At 57.5% G+C, this 26,055-nt stretch carries 19 protein-coding genes; 8 read left to right on the plus strand and 11 right to left on the minus strand.

The window, feature by feature from the left end; translation table 11 throughout:
- Nucleotides 1–12 precede the first annotated feature (12 nt).
- The 4 genes from B2590_RS11765 to B2590_RS11780 all read right to left on the minus strand — a co-directional run bounded on the left by B2590_RS11765 (nt 13) and on the right by B2590_RS11780 (nt 6,399).
- On the minus strand, nt 13–444 hold the full coding sequence (locus tag B2590_RS11765) for a hypothetical protein (RefSeq protein WP_199449025.1): 432 nt from the start codon (nt 442–444) through the stop codon (nt 13–15).
- Between the two features lie 74 nt (nt 445–518).
- Nucleotides 519–3,674 carry a pullulanase-type alpha-1,6-glucosidase gene (gene pulA, locus B2590_RS11770; protein WP_286810248.1) on the minus strand — a complete coding sequence of 1,052 codons (3,156 nt, stop codon included), beginning with the start codon at nt 3,672–3,674 and terminating at the stop codon, nt 519–521.
- A 248-nt stretch (nt 3,675–3,922) separates the two neighbouring features.
- Nucleotides 3,923–5,248, minus strand: a complete 1,326-nt coding sequence (locus B2590_RS11775; protein ID WP_036205101.1) for a carbohydrate porin — start codon at nt 5,246–5,248, stop codon at nt 3,923–3,925.
- Nucleotides 5,249–5,526: 278 nt separating this feature from the next.
- Entirely contained in the window at nt 5,527–6,399 is an 873-nt protein-coding gene (locus tag B2590_RS11780; protein WP_036205103.1) for a MurR/RpiR family transcriptional regulator, read from the minus strand.
- Nucleotides 6,400–6,613: 214 nt separating this feature from the next.
- Between B2590_RS11780 and zwf the strand changes: the two genes are divergently transcribed.
- From zwf to B2590_RS11795, 3 genes are read left to right on the plus strand one after another with little or no spacing between them, the layout of a single operon-like run.
- Entirely contained in the window at nt 6,614–8,089 is a 1,476-nt protein-coding gene (gene zwf, locus B2590_RS11785) for a glucose-6-phosphate dehydrogenase (RefSeq protein ID WP_036205105.1), read from the plus strand.
- A complete protein-coding gene (gene pgl, locus B2590_RS11790) occupies nt 8,082–8,795 on the plus strand; it encodes a 6-phosphogluconolactonase (RefSeq protein WP_085681987.1) in 714 nt (237 codons plus the stop codon). The genes zwf and pgl overlap by 8 nt, the downstream gene beginning before the upstream one ends.
- A 37-nt stretch (nt 8,796–8,832) precedes the next feature.
- Complete coding sequence (locus tag B2590_RS11795; RefSeq protein ID WP_036205111.1) at nt 8,833–9,480, plus strand: bifunctional 4-hydroxy-2-oxoglutarate aldolase/2-dehydro-3-deoxy-phosphogluconate aldolase; 648 nt, start codon at nt 8,833–8,835, stop codon at nt 9,478–9,480.
- A gap of 463 nt (nt 9,481–9,943) precedes the next feature.
- Here the strand turns inward: B2590_RS11795 and pyk are convergent, their stop codons facing one another.
- On the minus strand, nt 9,944–11,392 hold the full coding sequence (gene pyk / locus B2590_RS11800) for a pyruvate kinase (protein WP_041335519.1): 1,449 nt from the start codon (nt 11,390–11,392) through the stop codon (nt 9,944–9,946).
- Nucleotides 11,393–11,462: 70 nt separating this feature from the next.
- Nucleotides 11,463–12,470, minus strand: coding sequence for a type I glyceraldehyde-3-phosphate dehydrogenase (gene gap / locus B2590_RS11805; protein ID WP_036205115.1), 1,008 nt, complete (start codon nt 12,468–12,470; stop codon nt 11,463–11,465).
- A 168-nt stretch (nt 12,471–12,638) separates the two neighbouring features.
- Here gap and edd point away from each other — a divergent pair, with 168 nt between their 5' ends.
- Together edd and B2590_RS11815 are read left to right on the plus strand one after the other, a co-directional pair.
- Nucleotides 12,639–14,459: a phosphogluconate dehydratase gene (gene edd / locus B2590_RS11810; protein ID WP_127401568.1), complete on the plus strand. Its 1,821-nt coding sequence runs from the start codon at nt 12,639–12,641 to the stop codon at nt 14,457–14,459.
- Nucleotides 14,456–15,421: a glucokinase gene (locus B2590_RS11815; RefSeq protein ID WP_286810255.1), complete on the plus strand. Its 966-nt coding sequence runs from the start codon at nt 14,456–14,458 to the stop codon at nt 15,419–15,421. Before edd ends, B2590_RS11815 begins: the two co-directional genes overlap by 4 nt.
- Nucleotides 15,422–15,433: 12 nt before the next feature.
- Here the strand turns inward: B2590_RS11815 and B2590_RS11820 are convergent, their stop codons facing one another.
- On the minus strand, nt 15,434–15,766 hold the full coding sequence (locus B2590_RS11820) for a nitroreductase family protein (RefSeq protein ID WP_075196278.1): 333 nt from the start codon (nt 15,764–15,766) through the stop codon (nt 15,434–15,436).
- 122 nt (nt 15,767–15,888) lie between these two features.
- Between B2590_RS11820 and B2590_RS11825 the strand changes: the two genes are divergently transcribed.
- Nucleotides 15,889–16,488, plus strand: a complete 600-nt coding sequence (locus B2590_RS11825; RefSeq protein WP_041335511.1) for a uracil-DNA glycosylase family protein — start codon at nt 15,889–15,891, stop codon at nt 16,486–16,488.
- Between the two features lie 23 nt (nt 16,489–16,511).
- On the opposite strand, the gene B2590_RS11830 is transcribed toward B2590_RS11825, so the two are convergent.
- Nucleotides 16,512–18,266, minus strand: a complete 1,755-nt coding sequence (locus B2590_RS11830; protein ID WP_083637252.1) for an ABC transporter substrate-binding protein — start codon at nt 18,264–18,266, stop codon at nt 16,512–16,514.
- A gap of 407 nt (nt 18,267–18,673) precedes the next feature.
- Between B2590_RS11830 and B2590_RS11835 the strand changes: the two genes are divergently transcribed.
- Nucleotides 18,674–19,792, plus strand: coding sequence for a porin (locus tag B2590_RS11835; protein WP_075196277.1), 1,119 nt, complete (start codon nt 18,674–18,676; stop codon nt 19,790–19,792).
- Between the two features lie 183 nt (nt 19,793–19,975).
- Here the strand turns inward: B2590_RS11835 and glpD are convergent, their stop codons facing one another.
- Complete coding sequence (gene glpD / locus B2590_RS11840; RefSeq protein ID WP_085680137.1) at nt 19,976–21,505, minus strand: glycerol-3-phosphate dehydrogenase; 1,530 nt, start codon at nt 21,503–21,505, stop codon at nt 19,976–19,978.
- A 199-nt stretch (nt 21,506–21,704) separates the two neighbouring features.
- Nucleotides 21,705–22,463, minus strand: a complete 759-nt coding sequence (locus B2590_RS11845) for a DeoR/GlpR family transcriptional regulator (RefSeq protein WP_007155657.1) — start codon at nt 22,461–22,463, stop codon at nt 21,705–21,707.
- A gap of 220 nt (nt 22,464–22,683) precedes the next feature.
- On the opposite strand from B2590_RS11845, the gene glpK reads away from it, so the two are divergent.
- Complete coding sequence (gene glpK / locus B2590_RS11850) at nt 22,684–24,156, plus strand: glycerol kinase GlpK (RefSeq protein WP_041335504.1); 1,473 nt, start codon at nt 22,684–22,686, stop codon at nt 24,154–24,156.
- On the opposite strand, the gene B2590_RS11855 is transcribed toward glpK, so the two are convergent.
- A complete protein-coding gene (locus B2590_RS11855) occupies nt 24,157–26,055 on the minus strand; it encodes a sigma-54-dependent Fis family transcriptional regulator (protein ID WP_127401566.1) in 1,899 nt (632 codons plus the stop codon).

The raw sequence follows: 26,055 nt of genomic DNA on the forward strand, positions 1-26,055 counted from the left end.
TAACTCCCCCTCCTACTCGATGGCTTCGTCGATGTAGATTTCGGGGGTCTCCCCGCGTACATCGAAGTAAAACCCATAGGTACCAGTCTCGGGCGGGGTAAAGCGGAAGTTTTCGAAGACCGCGGAGCAATTAGTCTTTACCGGTTTGTTCAGCTGAACATCCTTGTCTTCTTCCGACAGATAGCCGCAATTGGTGCCTGACGTCCAGTTGGCATCACCAAACTTGAACTCGTAGGGTTGCCCGTCAGCCTTGAGTTCCACTTCCGTGCGATAGAGCTCGTTGTCCACTTTCTTGACCTTGTATTCCGGCAGTGCATCCCACCAGGCAAATTGCCCACGTAGATACAGGGATTTGCTGTAATCGCGTTCACCACCGGTGGTGGCGCAACCGGCTGTGATGGCCATAACCGAGGCCAAAGCCAGCGTTGTGAGTTTCCTGTTCATGATTGTCTCCTTTATGGTTGCTGGCCCCATGGGTCTGTTCTTCCATGGGGCCGCCAGGGCCGTTGTCAGCGGCCTTATCGATTGAATACAGCCACTGACAGGGCCGGTACCGTGAAGGTGCCGTTCGCTGCCGCAGCGGTCTGTTCCGGGGAGGTGTCCGCCATCACGGAGAAGGCCTCACTAAGGCTGGTGTCCAGTGCCTGTTGGGTCCCTGTGCTGTTGATCACCACGACGATCTGATCCACGTCGCTGTCCAGATCGGTCAGGCCGTTGTCGGGGCCATCGTCCAGGCTGAAGGCAATCACGCCGGGTACCTGGCTGGGACCGGTGTTGTGGAACGCCAGCCGCTCACTGACCTGTTCAGCGGTGCGTAGACGGAAAAGCTCGCTTCCGCTACGAACGGTCAGCAACTTCTCGACCTGCTTGCGGGTGTAGTCGATCTCGCTTGGCGTTGGGCCGGCCGGGAACTGGCCGATAATCTCGGTGATCAGGTCCCAGTTCGCGCCGTCTTTGTCCTGACGGGGCAGGCCACGATTCCAGGCGGTTTCCTGGTAACTGAAGTCGACTTCATTAAACCAGTCGCCGGAATCGTAACTGTCCCTTTCCATGGATTTGGAACGCAGCAATTCCGAGCCCATATGGATGAAGGGAATGCCCTGGCTGAGGATGGGGACGGAAAGGCCCACCACCTGCATCTGGGCACGTTCCTGAAGCGTGGCGGCGAAATCCGCCTTGTACTGGTTGTTGTCCCAGAGCGTCTGGTTGTCGTGCTTGGAGACGTAGTTGATGATTTCCTGGGGATCGCTGGTATACCCGGCACTCTGACCGTTGTAATCGATCTCCGCGCCGGTTCTGGTGGTGCCATCGGCGGTGATCAACGAATAGTCGCTCAGGCTGCCGGCAATGCCAACGCGGATCCAGTCGCTGATCTGCAGCAGGCGGGTTTTCTCAGCGTCGCTGCCGCTGTTTCGGTCGTTGGGGATACTGAACAGACCATTGCTGAAGCCCTGGTTGGCGCGCAGTGCGTCACCGCCATCGAAGGGGCCGCCACCACGTACGGCGTCACGCAGGCGATCGTTGAAGGAGCCGATGCCCGTTCCGGCCATGTTTGGCTGGATGGCGTTGACGCCACGCGCATTATTGGCGACTTCACCGAAGTTCCAGCCCTCACCGTAGAAGTAGGTGTCTGGATCGACTGCAGTTACGGCGGCCAATGCCTTCTCCATATTCGACAGCATGTGATGCCCCATCAGATCGAAACGGAATCCGGAAATGCCGTACTCCGATGTCCAGGTGACCAGGGAGTCGATCATCAGTTTTTCCATCATCCGGTGCTCGGACGCCGTATTTTCACAGCAGGTTGATTGCTCAACGACACCAGTTTCGGGGTTCTGGCGGTGGTAGTAGCCGGGGACCAGTTTGTCGAGGACCGACTTGTCGGCAAGCCCGGAGGCGTTGGTGTGGTTGTAGACCACATCCAGGACCACGTTCAGACCCAGATTGGTGGCAGACTGCACCATTTCACGGAATTCCCGTATCCGGGTCACCCCGTTGGCATCGGAGGCGTAGCTGCCCTCGGGAACGGTGTAGTGCACCGGGTCATAGCCCCAGTTGAAGCTGTCGAGGCCACGAAAAGTGCCATACAGCGCCTGGGCGTCGCCGGTTGTCGGGTCGAAGGATGCCAGGACCGTGCGGATGGTATCGCCACTGCTGCAGAGGTCCGCATAGTTCGCTGCGGCGTCGTCAGACAGGTCGCACAGTTTGCTGAAGTCGTCGTTGATATTGACCACCTCGGCCGGGTCTTCGTTGATCGTTGCGATATCGAAGGACGGCAGCAGGTGGAGGTGGGTGATGCCAGCGTTCGCCAGGCTTTCCAAGTGGGTGACGCCATCGCTGGTGGATTCCGTAAAGGCGGCGTACTTGCCCCGATTGGCCGCTGCAACGGTTTCGTCGGTGGCGCTGAAATCGCGAATATGGGTTTCATACACCACGACATCCTCGGGTGCCTGCACTGTCGGTGGGGTCAGGCTGTCCCAGTTGGCCGGTTTCAAGTCGCTGTCAGCCAGGTCGACGACCTGCGCATACACCCCATTTTCGGAAAGGCTCAGGGCATAGGGGTCCGATGTCATAGTGGTTTCGATGGCATCGGTACGGGGGTGGTAGACCGTCACTTCATACTGGTAGAACTTACGGTCGACATCGGTGGTGTTGCCGGTATGCCTCCAGACACCGTTATCCCGGGTCATGTCTACCGGATAGCCGCTCACCATGCTGCCGTCGGCATTGAACACGTGCAGGCGCATGCTCTGGGCGGTTGGGGCCCAAACTGCAAACCCGGTATCGGCGCCGCTAACGGTAGCGCCCAGAGTGCCGTCATAGGCATAGAGATCGTCGAGCACACCCGGGATCTGAAGGCGGGTAGCCGACATCAGCTCATCATTGCCATTGTAAGCGCCGGCAATCAGTTGGCCGCGCAAAGCGTCCATTTTGGTCTGACTGTCGGTGTCCACGCTATAGGCGGGCCAGTCTGCAAGATGGGGGAAGGCCTCTTCCAGCTCTGGCGAGAGGGTGGTTGCGCTCAGCTCAATAACGGTGCCCCCGTTCAGGGTTTTATCGGTGTTATCGACAGTGATGCCGGCGCCAGCGTCATATCGAAGTTCGACTCGGGTCGCCGCGGCGGTGTCGGCAAAGACGAGCGTATTGGCGTCCAGCCAGTGAGCCTTGGCGCCGTCGACGGCCAGTTCCTCGGCTTCGATCGGGTCGGGGGAGAGCAGCTGACTGCCGCTGATCGTGAAAATACGATTGCCCAGGGCGCCGAAGTGCCAGCGTTTATCATTATCACCCAGGTCTTTTTCATCGCCCTTGTGCATGATGAAGTTCATGCAGTCGCCGCCGTCGCGCATGGGAATGATGTAATAGGCGCCGTAGGTGTCGTTCACGCCACTGGCGGTGTGTGGGTCGGTCCACTCGGTCGGCACGCCTTCCGCCAGGCCATCGCAACCGGCTGCGGCGTCGTTCCAGAGATGGAGCCCCCAGCCGTCATAGTCGCCGGCGGGGCGTTTGTAATAGAGGATGGCTTCGTTGTCGCCGGGTTCCAGCAGGGCGGTGGAGTCCCCGCCTCCGCCGTCGCCGGAGTCTGAAGATGAGCTGTTGCTACCGGAGTTGCAACCGACAAGAGCCAGGGACAAAGCCAAGGCCCAGCCGCCTGCAACCAGTTTATGGTCAGGCATAACGCGTATCCTTTTTCCATTGTTGTTGTTTGGGATGTTGCTTGCGAACCGGCAGAACCTGTACGCAAACGTTGCAGGATCATGGTTGCGCGAAGAGCTCGGCCACACATCCTTCGGCAACGGACTTTTGCGGGCGTAGTCTGAGGGGCGTATGGGGAGTAGAGAATAGAGGAGTGGTGCGTACAAAAAAGGGCCGGCTGAAAAGCCGGCCCAAGGAGGTCCAACGAGAGTGTGTGGGGTTTAGAGCCTTACCACCAGGTTTCGATCTGGGCACCGATCTGGATGTCGCCATCGATGCCCTCACTGCGAGCGGCTTCCGCCTGATCGCCAAAGAACGCTGCGGCGTAGGCGCGGATCACCGGGCGTGCCCAGTAACCGGGACCGGCACTCCACTGCTGCGCAATGGCTACCTTCTGCAGATCGGTCTCTTCGTCGTTATAGGGCTGGTGCACGTCCTCGTAGCCAATTTCCAGAGCCGTGCTGGTCACGGAGTTCCAGTTGTAGATCGGGCGAGCAACAACGCTCAGGCGGGTGGGTTCTTCTTCATTGATCGGGCCGTAGGTTTCACCTTTGGAATACAGGGCGGAGTAGCCAAGCTCCCACGGGCCACCGAGTTTGATTACACCATGGTTCAGAACCCGCCAGCTCTTCTCAAGCGTACCGGGGTAGTAGGGCCCATTGAGGCTTGAATTGCCACCCTGGTTATTGAATGCTGCTTCGCCCAGTGAGTCGGTCGCATACTGCAGGACGAACTTGTTAAAGCCGCCCATAAAGCCCGTCGCAAGCTCAACGGTACCAAAGAAACCATCCTCGTCCATGATGTCGGCCGCTTCCTGCTCATCGGTCAGGTCGGCCATGCCATAGATGCCCGCCAGTGTCAGCGTGCTTTCGCCAACCGGGAAGGCGTAGCGCAGGTCCAGCTTGTTGTTCTGAACGATGGTGTCGCTTTCCTGCTTGTCAAAGTTGATCCATGCAGCGGAGAACTGGCCAGCACCGGCCTGAATGTTTTCAACGCCGGCACCGTAGCCGGAGTTGTTAATATAGTACAGGTCCAGCTGGTGCACGTCGTGACGCTTGTAGTAGCGCTTGCCAGCCCAGAGCGTGGCGCCAGGCAGAGATTCGATGACGTTGGTGCCGGACACGTAAAGCTGACGCACCGCTACTTCGCCGCCGCTATAGGGGTTGCCGTTGTTGCGAGTGGTTTCCTCACCGGCAAAATCGACGCCGTTGACATCGTCGGCGCCGTCAAATGCCTGGTAGTCGTTACCCTGGTTGATGGCTTCGTAGGAGACCATGGAGTCGAAGCGGAACGTTTTACCGTCCTGGCTGAAGAGCTGGTCACCAAAGGCCAGTTCCGCATAAGTGTCGCATTCGTCTGCAAGGCGTCCGACAAAGTGGCCGTTGGCACCGCTACCGAAACAGGTTTGTTCCCCGCCACTGCTGGTGTTGGTGGAAAGGCCTGAGCGGGCGTAACCGTGGAACTCAACGGCGATGGCGGGCGTAGCCATGATGGCAGCTGTGACCGCAGCCGCAAGCGGGAGTTTGTTCGGGAAAAAGCGCTTATTGTTTTGCATCATCTGCATCCTGTGCTTTTTGTCTTTTTTGAATGTCAGGGAAGCGGAAGTTCCGACATCGTGTCGTGGACAGTCAGTTCCGGAACAGGCCTCCGGTTCCCTTGATTGCAGCTTCTGCCAATCAGACATTGGGAAACCGGATTTCATAGTCCTGTAACGGGTGGGGTAGTGCATCCTCCGCCCTGAAGAAAAAGGGGGGTGAGTTTTCAGGGGGAGGAGGGGCGTAGAGGGATGAGATGCTAAATCAGTGGTTTTGCTACCTTTAGACTGTGTGGTGCTCAGGTCGTCGGGAAGCGAGTTGGTTTCAGGCTTTCCTTGATTTTTTTAAGGTGGCCCAGGAAGTCTGCACCGCGCTTGAGAGTCACGCCGGTCGCGAGGATATCGATCACCGTCAGGTGAATAATGCGGGAGGACATCGGCATATAAACCTCAGTGTCTTCCGGCGCGGTTACCTCGATGACCACGGTGCAGACCTCCGCCAGCGGAGAACCGGGCATGGTGATGCCAATAACGGTAGCGCCGTTGGTGCGCGCATGCTGCGCAATCTCGACGGTTTCGCGGGTGCGCCCGGTGTAGGAAATCAGCACGATGACATCGCCCTTGGTGGCCCCCGCGGCAACCATGCGCTGCATCAGGGCGTCATCGTACGACATGACCGGGATATTGAAACGAAAGAACTTATGCTGGGCATCCATGGCAACGGGTGCGGAGCCGCCCATGCCGAAGAAGTTGATCTGCTTGGCCTGGATCAGATAGTCGATAGCCGACGCCAGTGCTTTTGGGTCAAGGGCCTGACGTGCCTTGTCCAGGCTGGCGATGGTGCTGAGCATGATCTTGTCGGAGAACTCTGCGACAGTGTCGTCGGGTTCCACATTCTGGCCAATATACGGTGTGCCAGTGGCAATGCTCTGGGCCAGGCGTATTTTAAAATCAGGAAAGCCGGTGGCTGAAAAGCCGCGACAGAAACGATTAACGGTTGGCTCACTGACGTCTGCTGCCCTTGCCAGAGCGGCAATGCTGTATCGGGTGGCGGCACTTGGGTCGCGAAGAATCGCTTCGGCAACCTTGCGCTCCGATTTATTGAGCGTGTCCAGTCTTAGCTGGATATCTTCGAGCAGGTTGTCATCGCGTTGCGCCTGGTTCGCAGCCATTTGGGATACTCCCTGAATCATCGGCGTTCTTGTGAAAATCCGCGCTGATTATAGCGTGTTTTTGGTAGGTTTGTGGTAGTAAAAGTGTCATTAATTGGAAAATATCCTTGGAAAATTTCATTTCTGGTGTCATTATTTGCATAAAATTACTACATTGACGCCTCGAGTCGTGCGGCGGTGTATTGCTGCATGAAAACAAAGAGAGAAGGAACCGATGGCTGATCCGATAAATACCCGCTGTGACCTGATGATGTTTGGTGCGCTCGGTGATCTGGCGCAACGCAAACTGTTTCCCGCGCTGTATCAGCTTGAGCGGGCCGGACTGCTCCACAAGGGCACTCGTATTCTGGCAATCGCGAGAAACAAGGCAGACAGCGGCGAGGTTCGTAAGACGCTTCTTGGCAAGTTGAAAGAGCATGTCAGGAAAGATGAGTTTGATGCCGACGTGGCCGAGAAATTCCTGCAGCGCGTGGATTACCAGTTCCTCGATTTCACCAACCCTGAAGGTTACAGCGTCCTCAATGACTGGCGCAGCAAGGAGCCCAGCAATCTGATCGTCTACATGGCCACACCACCGGCCATGTACGGTGAGATTTCACGCAACCTCCGGGGAAATAACTGTTGCGACCAGAACACCCGGGTGGTTGTAGAGAAGCCGATTGGTCACGACCTTGAGTCGTCCAAGGTCATCAATGACGAGCTGGGTGAGGTTTATAACGAAAACCAGTTGTTCCGTATCGACCATTACCTGGGTAAGGAAACGGTACAGAACCTCATCGCGCTTCGGTTTGCCAACAACCTATTCGCTTCCCAGTGGGACCAGAACCATATTTCCCATGTTGAAATTTCGGTGGCTGAGAGCGTCGGTATTGAGGGCCGCTGGGGCTATTTCGATAAAGCCGGTCAGGTTCGCGATATGGTTCAGAACCACCTGCTTCAACTCCTGTGCCTGATCGCCATGGATCCACCCTCGGACCTGTCGGCAGACAGTATCCGCAATGAGAAAGTGAAAGTGCTGAAGGCGATGCGCCGTATCACTCCCGACATGATGGATACGCATGTGGTTCGCGGGCAGTACACGGCTGGCACCAGTGGCGGAAAGCCCGTGCCGGGCTATCTGGAGGAAGAGGGCGCGGCGCGCGGCAGCAAGACCGAAACCTTTGTGGCCCTGAAAGCCGAGATCGATAACTGGCGCTGGTCTGGCGTACCGTTCTACATCCGTACGGGTAAGCGCCTGCCGGAGAAGCTGTCGCAGATCATCATTCACTTCAAGCCGGCGCCACACTACATCTTTGATCCGGATCAGAAGCACCTGGCGAACAATAAACTCATCATCCGTTTGCAGCCGGACGAGGGTATGTCCCTGCAAATTCTGACCAAGGACCAGGGGCTGGATAAGGGAATGCGCCTGCGCCAGGGGCCATTGGAGCTGACGTTCTCGGAAACCTTCGAGACCGACCGCATACCGGATGCTTACGAGCGTCTGCTCTGGGAGGTCATGAAGGGTAATCAGTATCTGTTCGTCCGTCGTGACGAAGTGGAGCACGCCTGGCAATGGGTTGACCAGATCATGCGCAACTGGGACGACAGTGGCATACCGCCAAAACGCTACGCCGCAGGAACCTGGGGCCCGGTTGCCTCCATCGCCATGATTACCCGTGACGGAAGGAGCTGGTATGAAGATGCATGACCTGAATCTGCCGGAGTCAGTGGATGCGTATTTTTTCGACACCCCTGGTGATACGGCGGTTGCGCTGGCGGATGCAGTCGCAAAACACCTCTCGGAACGGCTGCTGATTGCACCCCGCGCCAGTCTGGTGGTGTCTGGCGGCTCAACCCCGCTGCCATTTTTCGAGGCCTTGCGGGAGAAGCCGTTGGATTGGGCGCGCATTGACGTGCTGCTGGCGGACGAGCGCTGGGTCTCCGAAGACGATAACGACAGCAATACCCGCCTGGTGCGGGAAAGTCTGTTACAAGGCCCTGCCTCGGAAGCCCGGTACCTGTCCCTCAAGCAGCCAGGCGACACGCCGGCTGACGGCTTGGCGGCCGCGGAAACAGCCCTTGAGGAGCTCCACCTTCCGCTGGATGTGCTGATCCTGGGTATGGGCAACGACGGCCATACGGCGTCATTGTTTCCAGATGCGCCGGAGTTGGATCAAGCCCTTGATACGGATTCGACCGCCATCGTGGCCCCCATGACGCCACCTTCCCAGCCCCAGAAGCGCATTACGCTGACGCTGCGTGCCCTGAGCCGTGCGGGTTTTACGGCATTGCACCTGAAGGGGGACGACAAGCTGAAAACCCTGCAGAGTGCCTGCAGCGATATCGAAAACATCCGCGAAATGCCCATCCGCGCTTTCCTGAAACCGGGGCTGCAGGTTTACTGGAGCGCTTAAGGCTGTTCGCCCGAGATTTGTTATACCGGAGATATGTATGAACCAATTGTCTGACTTCCACCGCGAGCGCGTCCAGGCGGTCTTGAACGCTTCCCCGCTTGTTCCGGTGATTACCATTAACCACCCGGACGAAGCGCTGCCACTGTGTCAGGCTTTGGTTGATGGTGGCATTCGAGTACTGGAAATCACCTTGCGTACCCCTCATGGCGTGAAGGCCATTGAGCAGGTACGAAAAGCGATCCCGGATGCCTGGGTTGGGGCGGGCACGGTCACCAGTATTGCCCAGTACCGGCAGGTTGAAGCCGCCGGCGCCCAGTTCGTGATCACGCCGGGTGTCACCGAGGCCATTCTGGAATTCGGTGTGACTTCGGAAGCGCCGTTGCTGCCGGGCATTTCAACGATTTCGGAGCTGATGGTTGGCTACAACCTTGGCTACCGTGAATTCAAGTTCTTCCCAGCCGAAGTCGCCGGCGGTATCCCCGCCCTGAAGGCGTTCTCTGGCCCTTTCCCGGACGTTACCTTCTGCCCGACCGGCGGTATCCGCCGCAACACTGCCAAGGACTATCTGGCCCTTAAGAACGTCTCGGCCGTTGGTGGCACCTGGTTGACCCCTGGTGATGCCGTTGCTTCCGGTGATTGGGGGCAGATTTCTGAGATTGTTCGTGGGAGCCTTGGTGACCTTTGACCTGTGAGTTATCTGCGGGCTGTAGCCTGAGATATCGGGGTGTTCGCGGTTGGTGGCAGGGCCGTTCGGGAAACGCTACGAGCACATCCATGTGCGCTTGGAATTGGCCATCCTTGGCCAATTACATTCCCGAACGGCCCTACCACCAACCGCTTGTTCCGGTCTCAGAGGTGTCTCCCTGGCTGCTTGAAGTGCTTTGAGTCAATGTTTTGCGTGAAGAAGAGGGAGGCTAGCTTTGGTCATTCCGGCGAATAACGCGTTGTAAACAAGAGTGTGGTCCAGCGATATCCGATTGGTCTAAGCAAGAGGCTGCGGGGCGGGGCTTCCCAAAATGTAATTGGCCAAGGATGGCCAATTCCAAGCGCACATGGATGTGCTCGTAGCGGTTTTGGGAAGCCCCGCCCCGCAGCCTCAAGGCACCAAAACCATCAGGCTACAAACGACGACACCTCCCAATTCCCGTCTAGCGAATATCAGCCCCAACACGAACAATCTTCATAGTGTTCGTGCCGCCCTGGGCATTCACATAATCGCCCTTGGTAATCACCACCAGGTCACCCTCTTTGACGGCCCCCATCCGAACCAGCTCAGCCACCGCGCGCGAGTTTGTCTGCTCGGGCGGAATCGTCGCCGAATCAAAGGGTACCGTCTGTACACCACGGAACATCGTTACCCGATGCTGGGTAGAATGATTGCGCGAGAAGGCAAAAATCGGAAGGCTGGATTTGATGCGCGACATCAGCAGGGGAGTGGCACCGGTTTCCGACATGCAGATAATCGACGTCACCCCATCCAGGTGATTGGCCGCGTACATGGCAGACAGGGCGATCGCCTCATCCACATGCTCCATGCTTTCATGAATGCGGTGCTTGGACTGATGCATCGACGGATGCTTTTCTGCGCCCATGCAAATTCGCACCATGGCTTCCACCGCTTCCGTGGGATAGTCGCCGACCGCCGTTTCTGCTGACAGCATGACCGCGTCGGTGTAGTCCATCACCGCGTTCGCCACGTCGGAAACCTCCGCCCGGGTCGGCATCGGGTTTTCGATCATCGACTCCATCATCTGGGTGGCGGTAATCACCACCGTGTTCAGGGCGCGGGCGCGGTTGATGATGTGCTTCTGAACGCCCACCAGCTCGGCGTCGCCAATCTCAACAGCGAGATCACCCCTGGCCACCATAACCGCGTCCGACGCATCGATGACCGCATCCAGGGCGGCGTTATCGTGGGCCAGTTCCGCGCGTTCAATCTTGGCAACCAGGCGTGCTTCCGAGCCAGCTTCTTTCAATAGACGGCGGGCAACGTGCATGTCTTCGGCGGTGCGTACAAACGACACCGCGACATAATCGGCGCCCAGGCGGGCGGCGGTTTTGATGTCCTGCTTGTCTTTCTCGGTCAGGGCTTCGGCGGAGAGGCCGCCGCCGCGCTTGTTGAGGCCCTTGTTGTTGGACAGGGGGCCGCCGATAAGAACGCGGGAGGAGATGCTGGTGCCGTCAACGGACTCGACTTCCATCTCGATGCGGCCGTCGTCGAGTACCAGGATGTCGCCTGGCTTGACGTCTTCAATCAGTTGCTCGTAGTCAATGCCGACGCGCTCTTCATTGCCGGCTTCCTTGTCCATGCTGGCGTCCAGGATAAACTGCTGGCCGGCCTTGAGGGTCACCTTGTTTTCCGCGAAGCGCGCGATACGAAGTTTTGGCCCCTGGAGGTCGGCGAGCAGGGCGACAAACCGGCCGTTGGCGGCGGCAGATTCCCGCACCCGCAGGGCGCGTTGGATGTGGTCTTCCGCACTGCCGTGGGAAAAATTCAATCTCGTAACATCAACACCTGCAGCAATAATAGCTGACAGTGATTCCGGTGAATCGGTGGCGGGGCCGAGAGTGGCGACGATCTTGGTGCGCCTTAACATGGTTCCAGTTTCCTTTTGTTTTTCAGTGAAGCTTTCCGGTTGTGCTGGACGAAATGGCAGGTGAGCAGAGTTACTGGCTCGCCTTTTTCATCAGTGCAACAGCGTTGTCGAGCATCCGGTTGGAGAAGCCCCATTCATTGTCGTACCAGGCCATGACTTTCGCGTGACGGCCCATGGCCCGTGTGTGATTGGCGTCGAAAATGCTGGACAGGGCGTTGTGGTTGAAGTCCACACTAACCAGTTTCTCTGCGTTGTAGCCAAGGACCGGGTTGTTTTCCGCTGCAGCTTTCACGACCTCGTTGATTTCTTCCACGGTGGTGTCGCGGCTGGCGATGAAGCCGAAATCCACCAGGGAAACGTTGATAGTAGGAACCCGCACGGCCAGTCCGTCAAGTTTTCCGGACAGTTCCGGGATCACCTTGCCAATGGCTGCGGCTGCACCGGTTTTTGTCGGGATCATGGACTGGGTGGCCGAGCGCGCGCGATACAGGTCAGAGTGGTAGACGTCGCTCAGTTTCTGGTCATTGGTGTACGAGTGGATCGTGGTCATCAGGCCACTCTCAATGCCAATTTTCCTGTGCAATGCTTCAACAACCGGTGCCAGGCAGTTGGTGGTGCAGGAGGCGTTGGAGATGATGTTGTGTTCGGCGGTCAGAACGTCGTCGTTGACCCCGTAGACAACCATCGCGTCGGCGTCAGAAGAGGGGGCTGAGATAATGACTTTGCGTGCGCCGGCTTTGAGGTGACCCTCTGCCTTGTCACGGGCGGTAAACAGGCCAGTGCACTCGAAGACCACATCCACATGGTAGTCTTTCCACGGCAGTTCTTCGGGGTTACGGATGGCGGTGATGGCGATGCGGTCACCGTTGACGGAGAGTGATTCGGCATCGTGGTTCACAATGCCGTTGAAGCGACCGTGAACGCTGTCGTATTTGAGTAGGTGAGCGTTGGTTTCCGCGTCTCCCAGGTCGTTGATGGCAACCACCTGAAGCTCATTTCGGTAGTCGTTTTCATAAAGTGCGCGGAGAACATTGCGGCCAATGCGACCAAAGCCGTTAATTGCGATACGAATAGTCATGTTCTGGCTCCAGATTTGTTTGTTTATTGTTCGTTTCAGTTTCTGATGTAGTAAATATAACAACAAATAATGGAAAAATGAATGACTGGCGGGTGAAAGTAGCAAAAAAAGAAAGTAAACTTACGGGAATAAAAAAGTAATTAGATAACAAGTTTCAGGAGACCCACTATGCACCCGACCGTAGACGCGGTTACCAAGCGGATCATCGAGCGCAGTCGCGCTACCCGGCAGGATTATCTGGACAGGATGGGCGAGCTCAAAGCCCAGTCACCCCAGCGCAGCACGCTGTCCTGCGGCAACCTGGCTCATGGCTTTGCCGCCTGTAACCAGTCCGATAAAGATACCCTCAAATTCATGAACAAGGCCAATGTGGCCATTGTCTCCGCCTACAACGACATGTTGTCGGCCCACCAGCCTTATCAGGACTTTCCGGACGTGATTCGCAAGGCGGCCAACGGAATGGGCTCGGTGGCGCAGTTTGCCGGTGGCACTCCGGCCATGTGTGACGGTGTGACCCAGGGCCAGCCGGGCATGGAGCTGAGCCTTTTTTCACGCGACACCATCGCCATGAGTACGTCGGTCGCCCTGAGTCATAATATGTTCGATGCCACCATGTTGCTCGGCATCTGCGACAAAATCGTTCCTGGTTTGCTGATCGGGTCGCTGAGCTTCGGCTACCTGCCGACTATTCTGGTACCGGCTGGTCCCATGCCGTCTGGGCTGCCCAATAAAGAGAAGCAGCGCATTCGCCAGCTCTACGCCGAGGGCAAGATCGGTAAAGACGAGCTGCTGGAGGCGGAATCCCAGTCCTACCACAGCCCCGGTACCTGCACGTTCTATGGTACCGCCAACAGTAATCAGCTTCTGGTGGAGGTGATGGGGCTGCATCTGCCAGGGTCGGCCTTCGTGAACCCGGGTACGCCACTACGTGAAGCCTTGACCCGTGAGGCAACCGAACAGGTTATCCGGCTGTCCAAGCCCCACGGAGGCACGTTGGGTCTGGGCGATATGGTGGACGAAAAGAGTATCGTGAATGCGCTGGTGGCGCTGCTGGTGACCGGTGGCTCCACCAATCACACCATTCACTGGATCGCCATCGCCCGAGCCGCCGGCATCATTGTCGACTGGAACGACTACTCCGAGTTGTCATCGGCGGTACCTTCGATGACGCGTATTTATCCCAACGGCCAGGAAGACGTGAACGCCTTCCACGAAGCGGGGGGAACGCCGTTCCTGATCCGTGAGTTGCTGAGTGCCGGTCTGCTTCATAATGACGTTGAGACGGTTGTGGGGCATGGGCTGGAACAGTACGCACGAATGCCGGAACTGGAGAATGACAAGCTGGTGTGGAAGCCGGCGCCTGAGAAAAGTGCCAAGCCGGATGTGCTGAGTACGGCGGCGGAGCCCTTTGCGCCGGACGGCGGGTTGCGGGTTCTGGATGGCAATCTTGGCCGTGGAGTGATCAAGGTGTCGGCCGTGGCGGAGGAGCACCGCGTAGTGAGGGCACCGGCTGTTGTGTTCAATGACCAGAACGAACTCAAGGCGGCCTTCGATGCGGGTGACCTCAACCGCGATTGCGTTGTGGTGGTCCGGTTCCAGGGCCCGAAAGCCAACGGCATGCCTGAATTGCACAAGCTGACGCCGTACCTTGGTGTGCTTCAGGACCGTGGCTATAAGGTTGCGCTGGTTACCGATGGTCGCATGTCCGGGGCGTCCGGTAAGGTGCCGGCAGCCATACACGTCTATCCTGAAGCAGCGAATGGTGGGGAGCTTTGCCGCGTGCGCAATGGCGACGTGATCAATCTGGACGCGGTTGCCGGAACACTGGAGATTGAGGTGTCGGCTGAGGAATTTGCCAGCCGCGAGGCGGAAAAAGCGGACCTGAGCAGTTATCATCACGGCCTGGGCCGGGAGCTGTTTGGCTGGATGCGTAAAGCCGCCAGCAACCCGGAAGAGGGCGCCAGCTTTTTCTGGAATCACGACGCATGACGAAAGACAACTACTCGCTGGTAGGAGACATCGGGGGTACCAACGCCAGGTTTGCTCTCGTTCGCTCCGGTGACGTTACCCCTGAGGCTGTTGAAGTCCTTGCCTGCGGGGACTACGACAATCTTGATGCTGCCATCGTTGATTACCTTGCCCGCTGCGGCGTAGGGGAGGTGCAGGATGTCTGTCTTGCGGTAGCATCGCCAGTCCAGGGCACCCAGGTGCGGATGACCAACAACCACTGGCGTTTCGACAGCGAGGAGGTTCGCAGGCGGTTTGGTTGGGGCGCGTTCAAGGTGATCAATGACTTTACTGCCATGGCCCTCGGGGTACCCCATGTCAGTGCCGATAAGCTGGTCCACGTTTGCGGCGGCCCGGGCAACGCGGCGCGCCCCCGGCTGGTTATCGGCCCGGGCACCGGCCTGGGAGTGTCAGGGTTGGTTCCGTTGCAGCATGGCTGGGTGCCGCTGATGACTGAGGGTGGTCACGTGGACTTTGCCCCGACAGACGACACCGAGATGGCTATCCTGCGGATTCTGAAGGCCCGGTTCGGTCGCGTTTCCGTCGAACGTATCCTGTGTGGTCAGGGTTTGCTGAACCTTTACCAGGCCCACGCGGAGATACAGGGCGTGGCCGCCCCCCTGGATGCGCCGGAGAAAATAACCGCCGCCGCGTTGGATCAGTCTGATCTGCTTGCCCGCCAGACTTTGCGGCACTTCTGCGAGATTCTTGGGCGCGTTGCCGGCAATGGGGTTCTGACCCTGGGAGGTACCGGAGGCGTTTACCTGTGCGGAGGCATTCTCCCCAGATTCATCGACTTCTTCCTGGAAAGCCCGTTCCAGAAAGGTTTCGAAGACAAGGGGCGGATGCGTCCCTTGCTGGAATCAACGCCGGTTTACGTGGTGATGGAGGGGTACACCGGTTTGCTGGGTGCCGCCGAAGCGCTGGCCAACCCGGAAGTGTAGTCCGGCGCTCATTCACAGGTAGTGAATGAGCGTATCCCTCTCAAAGCGGTATTGGCGGTTATACACGCCCTTGTCTGAGCGTTTCCCCGCCGCCAGTACCATGGTCACCAGGCCCTTTCGCGGTAGCTTCAACAGCCGTCTTACCCGGCATTCGTCAAAGCCTTCCATGGGGCATGAATCGTAACCGTGGGCCCTCAGCGCCAGCATGGCCAGCTCAAGGCAATCATCCAGCACGTGTTCCGGCACTGGCTCGTCGGTAAATCGGCGTACTGAACGCCGGCTGCGAACAACCTCGCGAAACGCATTCAGGGTGGCGTTGGAGTCAACATCTGACTTGGCATTCATGGGCGGAGCAGTCCTTGTGCCGTTCTCGGAATCGTCGATTTGTGGCTAACGGGTTGAGGCTTTATGGTTACGTTAAGTGGCTGTGTATGCAATGGCCTATTCTTCTGGAGTGGTTGGCACAAATGACCAGTCTTTATTCCCGGATGCCGTTTGGTGAATTGGTGGCGAACGTTCGCCAGTGCCGGATCTGTGAAGCTCAGTTGCCCCTCGGGCCCCGGCCGGTGGTCCAGATCTCGCAGTCAGCGCGTTTGCTGGTGGTGGGGCAGGCGCCCGGGCGCCGTGTTCACGATACCGGATTGCCGTTCAACGACCCCAGCGGCGACCGGCTGCGTAACTGGATGGGCATTGACCGGGACACTTTCTACGACGAACAGCAACTGGCGATCTTGCCCATGGGGTTCTGTTATCCCGGCACAGGAAAGAACGGTGACCTGCCACCACGGCCGGAGTGTGCGCCTGCCTGGCGGGACCTGCTACTGGAACGCCTGGAGCATGTGGAGCTGACGTTGGTGATTGGACAGTACGCTCATGCCTGGCACTTGCCAGGGGCGAAAACGTCGGTGACTGAGCGGGTGAGGCAATGGCGGGAGGTGTGGCCGACCATGTTGCCGTTGCCACACCCCAGCCCGAGAAACAACCTTTGGCTACGGCGCAATCCCTGGTTCGAGCAGGAGGTTATTCCCGAGCTGCGCCGCCGGGTAAAGGATATTCTGGACGACTGAGCTCCCAGGTGTCTGTTGTACACCTATCGGGCTTCTTCCCAGCGCGCAAGAAGATCCTCGTAGCGAATGGTTTTCCCCGGTGGCTTTTCGTTCTTCAGCTTCGGCTTCGGAGCTCCTGGTTGTGCGAGCCACCAGTCGCGACCTTTTGCATCGTCGTCTGATGCGATACGGGGTGGGCAATTCTTGACTGTGTAGTTGCGTTCCATCACTGCCATCGCCCTGTCCTGACTTTCGGCCAGTTTATCCATGGCCTGCTGTGCTGTGCGTTCTCCCGACATTGCATCGGCGATGTTCGGCCACCAGAGTTTGGCCAGTTTGGGATAGTCGGCGATATTAACACCGGTCGGTGTCCAGGCTTCACGGGCGGGGCTGCGGTAGAACTCCACCAGCCCGCCCAGTTCCGCGCTTCTGGCCTGCATTTCCGGGGAGTCCAGGTCCGATTCGCGAATTGGCGTCAGGCCCACGAGCGTTTTTTGAAGTGATACCGATTTTGAGACGGTGAACTGGGCGTAGAGCCAGGCCGCTTTCTGGCTGCGATCACTCATCACTCTGGGAATGGTCCAGGCGCCTACGTCCTGATAGCCGAGTTTCATGCCTTCCGACCAATAGGCGCCGTAAGGGGAGGGTGCCATTCGCCATTTCGGCGTACCGTCGTCATTGACCACGGGGAGCCCGGGTTTGGTCATGTCGGACGTGAAGGCGGTATACCAGAAAATCTGCTGGGCAATCTGGCCCTGAGCGGGAACGGGACCAGCCTCGGAAAAGTTCATCTCTGGCGCTTCCGGTGGCGCGTAGCTTCTGAGCCAATCTATGTACTTCTGCAAGGCATAAACAGCGGCCGGCCCGTTGGTGGCGCCGCCTCTCTCGACGGAGGAGCCAACAGGATGACATTCCTCCATCCGGATTCCCCATTCATCCACTGGCAGGCCATTGGGCAGCCCGGGGTCGCCAGCGCCCGCCATGGATAGCCAGGCATCGGTGAAGCGCCATCCAAGTGACGGATCTCGTTTGCCATAGTCCATATGGCCGTACACGGGCTCGCCGTCGATCTCCTTCACATGGACGGTGAAGAACTCGGCAATATCCTCATAGGCGGACCAGTTCAATGGCACGCCAAGCTCATAGCCATAGCGCTCCAGGAACTTTGCGCGTAATTCGGGGCGCTGGAACCAGTCGTAACGGAACCAGTAGAGGTTGGCGAATTGCTGGTCCGGCAACTGGTAGATTTTTCCATCCGGGCCCGTCACGAAGCTCAGGCCAATAAAATCCTTCAGGTCCAGCGTGGGCAGCGTGTACTCGCGCCCCTTGCCTTCCATGTAGTCACTCAGTGCCAGTGCCCAGCCGGTGCGCGCGTGGGTGCCAATCAGGTCTGAGTCGTTGACGAAGGCGTCATACCGACCCTTGGCAGCCATGATCCTTTGCAGGTTGACCTGCCGGATGACCTCGCCTTCCGGTTTCAGGTCGTGAGTCACCTTTATGCCGGTAATGTCGGAAAACGCTTTCGCGAGTACTTCGGATTCGTAACGGTGCGTTGCCAGGTTCTCTGACAGAACCGAAATCTCAAGGCCTTCCAGCGGCTTGGCGGTGTGTGCAAACCAGGCAAGCTCTTCTGCCTGTTGCTCCGTAGATAGCGTGGACGCCTGAAAATTTTCTGAAATCCACTGATTGATGACCTGCTTGCGTGCTTCCGGCAACGCACTAAACGTATCTGAACCGTGACCGGCTGCGCTGAAGCACAGCAGACAGGTGGTCGCAGCGACAATTGGCCATTTCCTCATGGAACACCTTTCTTGTTGTTAGTTACACGTGTTTTGTTGGTTTTACTACATTATTGAGAGTAATGTTCGTTTCATGGTTCGTCAACGAAAATTTATAAACATTTCTGTATCTGTAATTAAGTCAATAAAAACAGCAATATATGGATTGTTTCGTTGTTTTTTTCGCCATGCAAGGGCGTAAATTTCAGATAAAATATGTTCTAAAACTTTCCATTTTTTCTTTAGCGCGCTAGATTTGTTCTGTCTCGAAAACAGAAAGCGGCCGAAAACCGCAATGAATGTTCGAGATGACAGTGTCTGTTAGCAAGAGGTAGCCCATCAAGTTACTGATATAAAGGTTATTTCAGGTTCCAACGAGAGGAAGTGCTGATAGGCCAGAAAATCTCAAACAATAATAGGAAGCTATCATGATCGAAAACAAAAACTGCGCGAATGTTAAGTCTTTCAAATTGTCTGCGCTGGCGGCCGGGGTTGCGATGGTTGCCGGAGCGTTTGCTGCGCCGGCATATGCTGATACCACGTTCGAATCCGACAGCGGTTGGAGAGCGGGATTCAATGGTCACATTCCGATCTTCGCGGTACTTGGCAACTACGACGATCCAACGGACGAAGACTCGTTTACCATCACCACAGGCTTTAACCCGGCTACGCTGCAAACCAACATCTACGCTCCCACACAGAATGGCCTGGAAGTATCGGGTCACTTCCAGATGAACGCAGACATAGCGCCTGGTGATGCCAATGCGAATTTCCGCAGCCGCGTGTCCGAGATCGCGGTTGCCGGTGATTTCGGTCAGGTCAACATTGGTAAGGGCTTCGGGATCTTCGGTGTTCCCGCTATCGGGGACAACGGCAGTGCCCTGGGTGTCGGCCTGATCGGCGGCCCGGACCAGGTGGCTGCAACGGCGGGACGTATCGGTAACGGTTACTTCTACGCCAACTTCACGCCGCGTGTGATGTATACCTCGAATAGCCTGGGTGGTCTGCAATTCAAGGTGGGTGTATTCAGCCCCTCCAAGGTGGATGGCGTAGCTGATGCGGAATACAGCGCGCCCCGAATTGAGGGCAACGTGGTCTACACCGCGGATATGTTCTCGTTGTGGTCAAGTGCCTTTACTCAGGATGTAGACTCGAAGACCGGCACCTTTGACGACTACACCATGTCTGGTGTCGATTTTGGTGGTTCGGTGTCGCTCGGCAACCTGAATGTTCGTGGTAACTATTCCATGACGTCCGGTACCGGGAACGGCGTATTTGCCGCTCGCCTGGATCCGAACGAGGAAGACGCCAGTCAGTGGTACGTTGAGACGACATACGGCTTCAACCGCACCACATTGGGTGTCAGCTACGGCGAGGGTGAAGACGACATCAACTCGAGCGCGAACGATACGGATCTGACCATGGTGTTTGCGCGTTACGCCGCTACGGACGCCCTGACCCTGATGGCCGAGTACACGACGCTGGGCACAGAGGGTGGTCAGGGTGAATACGATGCGTTCATCGTTGGCTCACAGCTGACGTTCTGATAGAAGCGGAAGAGCCTTATACACCCTACTGACTGGACGAAGGGTGGGGCAGGAAAAGCCGGGTGCCGTATGGCATCCGGCTTTTTCGTATCCAGGGATACCGGGGAGTGCTTGCCAGTAGAGGGGCACAAAAAAGCTCCGGGCGGGGGAGGCCGGCCGGAGCGAAATGCCTGAGAGAGTGATTCAGGCGCTGTGGTGGAGAGCAACGGTTTGCGGTTGCGGGGTTGCCTGGGCGGATAGATATCTGTCCAGCTCCCGAACATCGTCTTCAGTGGCATAGAGCCCCTGTTTGGTGCGGCGCCAGAGAATGTCCTCCGACGTCATCGCCCATTCATGCTTGATAAGATACTCGACTTCGCGCTCGTAGAGTGTGCCGGCAAACCGAAATCCCAGATCCTGGATGGATTTTGCGTCGCCCAGAAAGTCGTATGCCTTGGTGCCGTAAGTACGCACGTAACGGCTGTATACCGCTTCGGGAAGCCACGGGTATTCGGCTGACAGGCTTGCCTCGAGAGTGTCGTGATTCTCGAAATCACCGCCGGGCAGGATGCCTGTTTTCGTCCACGGACCGCGGGCGTGTGGGAAAAACTGGCAGAGTTTGTCCGTCGCAGCTTCTGCAAGTTTGCGGTAGGTAGTGATCTTGCCACCAAAGACGGAGATGACCGGCGCCTTGCCCTTTTCCCGGCTGACCTCAAACGAGTAATCGCGGGAAGCCTTCTTGGCATCGCCCTCTTCGTCGTCCATTAAAGGTCGAACGCCGGAATAGGACCACACCACATCGCTTTCCGTTAGCTGGCGTTTAAAGTGCGAGTTGACGATATCCAGCAGATATTCGGTTTCTTCCGGTGATATTTTCGCTTTTTTCGGGTCGCCTTCGTAATCCACGTCGGTGGTGCCTACCAGGGAGAACTCGTCCTCGTAGGGGATGACGAACACAATGCGTTCGTCTTCATTCTGGAGAATGTAGGCCTCGGTTTCCCGATTGAGGCGAGGCACCACAATATGACTGCCCTTGACCATGCGAATGGTTTTTGGCGCTTTCATGGACAGGCTTTCGCTGAACAGCCGGCTTACCCAGGGGCCCGACGCATTGACAATCACCTTAGCGGAGACGTGGTGGATACTGTCGTCATTCATATCCTGAAGCGATACGTTCCATGAATCCGCGCCGCGCTCGGCATTGATGCACTTGGTTCTGGTCAGGATGGTGGCGCCGCACTCCTGGGCTTTCTTGGCGGTCAGTACCACCAGGCGAGCATCATCCACCCAGCCGTCTGAATACTCAAAACCCTTGGTGATATCCGACTTGAGCGGATCCTTCTCATCGAACTTTATGGAGCGCGACCCCGGAAGGACCTCTCGCTTGGCCAGATGGTCATAAAGGAACAGCCCGGTCCGGATCATCCAGGCGGGGCGAAGGTGAGGGCGGTGTGGCAACCGAAAGCGCATTGGCCACATGATGTGTGGCGAATTTCGCAGCAGCGACTCCCGTTCTGCCAGGGCTTCACGTACCAGGCGGAACTCGTAGTGCTCAAGGTATCGGAGACCCCCATGAATCAGCTTGCTGCTGCTGGACGAGGTGGCTGAGGCGAGGTCGTTCATTTCGCAAAGCAACACCTTCAGTCCGCGGCCTGCGGCGTCCATGGCGATACCTGTGCCGTTGACGCCACCGCCCACAACGACAACGTCAAATGTATTGTTCTCCTCGGTCATCTCGAGTCATCTCCTGACGCCAATGAAAGGACGCTTCCGGCGCTCTTTCCGATTTTCACAGAAACGTATACCCACATTATGCGAAAGCAAAATATATTCGTAAAGGAAAATACAGAAAAAAAACGAAAAAAAGTGGGCGAAGGCTTTGGGAGTCACGCTGCCAGGCTATGACTGGGTGATGGTTGCGGCGATGGAGGGGTCAGACCAGGTGCAGTTCCACGTTGTTTTCACGCAGGAGCTGGCGGATTTCGACGGGAGGCGGTTCATCGGTAAACACATGATCTGCCTGGGCAATGCTGCCGAGGCGCACCATGGCGTTGCGGCCGAACTTGGAATGGTCCGCGGCCAGCAGTACCTGGCCGGAATTCTCGATGATGGACTGGGCAACCCGCACTTCCCGGTAATCGAAGTCCAGCAAAGAACCGTCACTGTGGATGCCGCTGATACCGATAATGCCGAAATCCATCTTGAACTGGTTGATGAAGTCCCGAGTGGCTTCACCCACGATGCCGCCGTCGCGGTTACGCACTTCGCCGCCGGCAATAATGATGTGGAAGTCTTCCTTGGCGGAAAGAATGGATGCGACGTGAAGGTTGTTGGTGACTACCTGGAGGTTGTTTTTCTCAAGCAGGGCCTTGGCAATGGTTTCCGTGGTGGTGCCGATGTTGATGAACATGGAGGAGTTGTCGGGGATCATGTCCACCAGTGCTTCAGCGATGCGCTCCTTGGCTTCCAGGTCCATGATTTTGCGAGCCTGGTAGGCCGTGTTCACCGTGCTGGAGTCGATGCCGGCGCCGCCGTGATGCCGGCGCAGTTTCTTCTGGCTGGCCAAGTCGTTCAAATCCCGGCGGATGGTTTGCGGCGTTACCTTGAACTGATCAACCAGTTGCTCGGTGGTCACGAAGCCGTTCTGCTGGATGAGCTCCATGATCAGGTCCTGTCGGCGTCGTTGTGCCATTCAACTTCCTCCGGTCCACGGTTTTTCTGTAACGAACGAAATAGCGATTTCAAACCTGAACTCAGTTTAGAGTGTTTTGTGCCTTTGTGCAGCATTTTTAGGGGCTTGTGTGAGGCTTGCGAAGTGCGGGTAAGTTTTCGCCCGCAAAAAGGGTTGGCTTTTGTTTTCAAAAAAGTAAAAATACGAAAAAATAAGAACACTGGCCCGAGGCAAAACAACTATGACTCAGTACATTCTGTCGATCGACCAGGGGACAACCAGTTCCCGCGCCATCCTTTTCACCCTGGACGGCAACATCCACGCGACGAGCCAGCAGGAGTTCCCTCAGCATTTTCCCGCGAGCGGCTGGGTCGAGCATGAGCCGGAAGACATCTGGCGTACTGTCCAGGAAACCTGCGATGACGTGATGGCCAGGGGGTGTGGTGACAACGATGAGGTTGTCGCTGTTGGCATAACGAACCAGCGTGAAACCACGGTGTTGTGGGACCGCGCAACGGGCGAGGCCATCTACCCGGCGATCGTCTGGCAGGACAGGCGAACCGCAGACTGGTGTGAATCGCTCAAGAAGCAAAGCCTTGAACCTTCAGTGAACAACAAGACAGGGCTGTTGATTGACCCCTATTTTTCGGCGACGAAAATTCGCTGGATACTGGACAACGTACCGGGCGCCCGGCAACGGGCGGAACGCGGAGAATTGGCGTTCGGCACGATAGACAGTTTTCTGCTTTGGCGACTGACCGGCGGCAGGGAGCACAGGACCGATGCGACCAATGCCAGTCGCACCCTGTTGTTCAACATTCACGATCAGGATTGGGACCCGGAGCTACTTGACCTGTTCGGCATTCCTGCCTCGTTGTTGCCGCAGGTGATGGATTCGGCAGCGGACTTCGGCCAGATCGTCGGTAACGGTCGGCTGGGTGGTACGTCCGTCATGGGTATGGCGGGGGACCAGCAGGCGGCCCTGTTCGGCCAGACGTGCTTTGAAACCGGAATGGCGAAAAGCACCTACGGTACCGGCTGTTTCCTGATGCTGAACACCGGCGACAAGGCTCTGACGTCAGAGCACCGCCTGCTCACAACGGTAGCCTATCGCCTCAACGGAAAGCCTGCCTACGCGCTGGAGGGGAGTATCTTTATCGCCGGTGCTGCTATCCAGTGGCTGCGAGACGGGTTGCAGCTGATTCGGGACGCCTGTGAGACCGAACCCCTGGCGGAAGGCACACCGGTGGACCACGGGGTCTATCTGGTGCCAGCGTTTACGGGCCTGGGTGCACCGTACTGGGACCCCAACGCCCGTGGGGCGATTTTCGGGCTGACCCGCGATACCGGGATCAAGGAAATCGTGACCGCTGGCCTGCAATCGGTTTGCTACCAGACCAAGGATCTGCAGAAGGCGATGGAGAAGGATGGCATAAGGCCCATTACCCTGCGTGTGGACGGTGGCATGGTGGCCAACAACTGGGTACTGCAGTTCCTGGCGGATATCCTCGGAGCGAGGGTCGATCGGCCTGCATTGGTGGAGACCACCGCCCTGGGCGCGGCCTATCTGGCTGGCTTGCAGGCGGGTGTCTACAAAAGCCTGGAGGATCTGAGCAGTATGTGGCGATGCGACCGCAGTTTTGAGGCAACGATGACCAAAGCCCAGCGTGACAAGCTCTACGACGGCTGGCTTAAAGCCATTCGCAAGCTATGACTACCTTACACCCAGATCCCGAAGTCGCTTGTACAGGGTGTTGCGGCTGACAGCCAGTTCCCTGGCTGCACGGGACACGTTGCCCATGCACTGTCGGTAGACCACCAGTGTCTGATCCATGGTGTCATTCCGGGAGTTGTCATTCGCCTGGGGCGATTCTCTGTAGGGCGATGCATCGAATACCGGTTTGCGCTCGGGCCTGGTTTGACTCTCATAATCCGCCAGGAAATCCTCCGGCAGGTGCCAGAGTTGCACGTCGTCGCCGTCGGCAATGGCCACGGCGACGCGGACGATGTTCACCAGCTGGCGAATATTGCCGGGCCAGGGGTGATTCTCAAGCGCCGCCATTACCTCATTGTTCAGAGTGTCCGATTGGCCGCTGTCACGATGCTCCAGATAGATTCTGCGGATCAGCTCGCGCCGGTCCATTCGATCCCTGAGTGCTGGAAGCTCAAGGCTGAGGCCATTGATGCGGTAGTAGAGGTCCGCTCTGAACTCACCATTGTCGATTCGATCTGCGAGCGGGCGGTTGGTCGCAGATACCAGCAGTATGTCCACGGGAATGCGTTCCGTGGAGCCCACCGGTGTCACTTCCCGTTCCTGCAGAACGCGCAATAGCCGGGATTGGGCGGCCAGGGGCATTTCTCCGATTTCGTCCAGGAACAGGATGCCCTTGTCGGCCTTGCGTATCAGGCCCAGAGAACCCTGGGCGCGGGCGCCGGTGAATGCGCCGGCCTCGTAGCCAAACAGTTCGGATTCGACAAGCTCCGGTGGGATCGCCGCACAGTTAACGGAGACCAGAGGCTGCGCGCATCGTTGGCTGGTTCCATGCAGGGCTTTGACCATCACTTCCTTGCCCACACCGGTTTCACCACAAATCAGTATCGGAACGCCTCTCTCCAGAACCTTCCTCGCCTGGTCGGCACAGCGCCGGACCAGTGGATCCCCATGTTCAATATCGTCCATGGAAACGCCAGCCATGCCTGGCTCCGTGGGCCTGGCACGGGGTATTGCGCGCGCGGGCTTTGTGGTGACGGTGTCGAGCGAGACCGGCCGCTTCAACAGTCCTGACAGCCGCACTCGTTTCGTGGTCGTGAGCTGTATGGGGGTGTTGTGGGAGTGATTCAGTACCAGGTTCCGGTTTTCAATGAACAGCGAGTTCAGGTTGCGCCCTGACAAAGGCTCGCCGAGTAGTTGATCTGCCCGTTGATTGGAGGCAACTATGCGGCCGTTGGGGTCAAACGCGATCAGTCCCGACCAGGGGCTGTCGATATTGTCCGCCGTGGTGTTGAGGGTGAGGATAAAATGATCGCTCCCCAACTGCCTGACGATCAGACGGTTTTCAACCGATTGCGAAAGAAGACGAACCATCCCCAGCGTATGCGCCTGCGGTAGGTAGGCATCACTGAAGGCACTGAGAACCCCCACCAGGGTTCTGTCGGTATCGAATATCGGCGCCGCGGAACTGATGATGCTCCGGTTGAGTTTGAGAAAATGTTCGTTTCGCTGGACCTGGACGGGCGAGCGGGTGGCGATGGAAGTGCCAATGGCGTTGGTGCCAGCGTAGCGTTCGTGCCAACTGGCGCCCGCGCTGAACCATGGCCGCAGATGGCTTTCGGTAATGCGTTTGTCGCCCCAGCCCTTCAGGACCTGGGCATGGGAGTCGGCCAGCAGGATCAGGCAGCGGCTGTTGGACATGATGTTGTTGTAGTAGGGAAGTACTTCCGTCTCTGTTGTGCTGAGTAACGCTTCGTAGTCCTTTTCCAGCGTTTCCCGGGCACGGTCGTCGAGGTTCGCGGGCTCGGGTTCGTAGTCATGGTGAAGCCCGTAACCAATACAGCGATTCCATGAATCCGCGATAATGGATCGGTATTCCGCCCTCTCTTGTTGCCTTTTCAC

This window comes from Marinobacter sp. UBA3604 (assembly GCF_002375325.1).
GTDB lineage: Bacteria > Pseudomonadota > Gammaproteobacteria > Pseudomonadales > Oleiphilaceae > Marinobacter > Marinobacter salarius.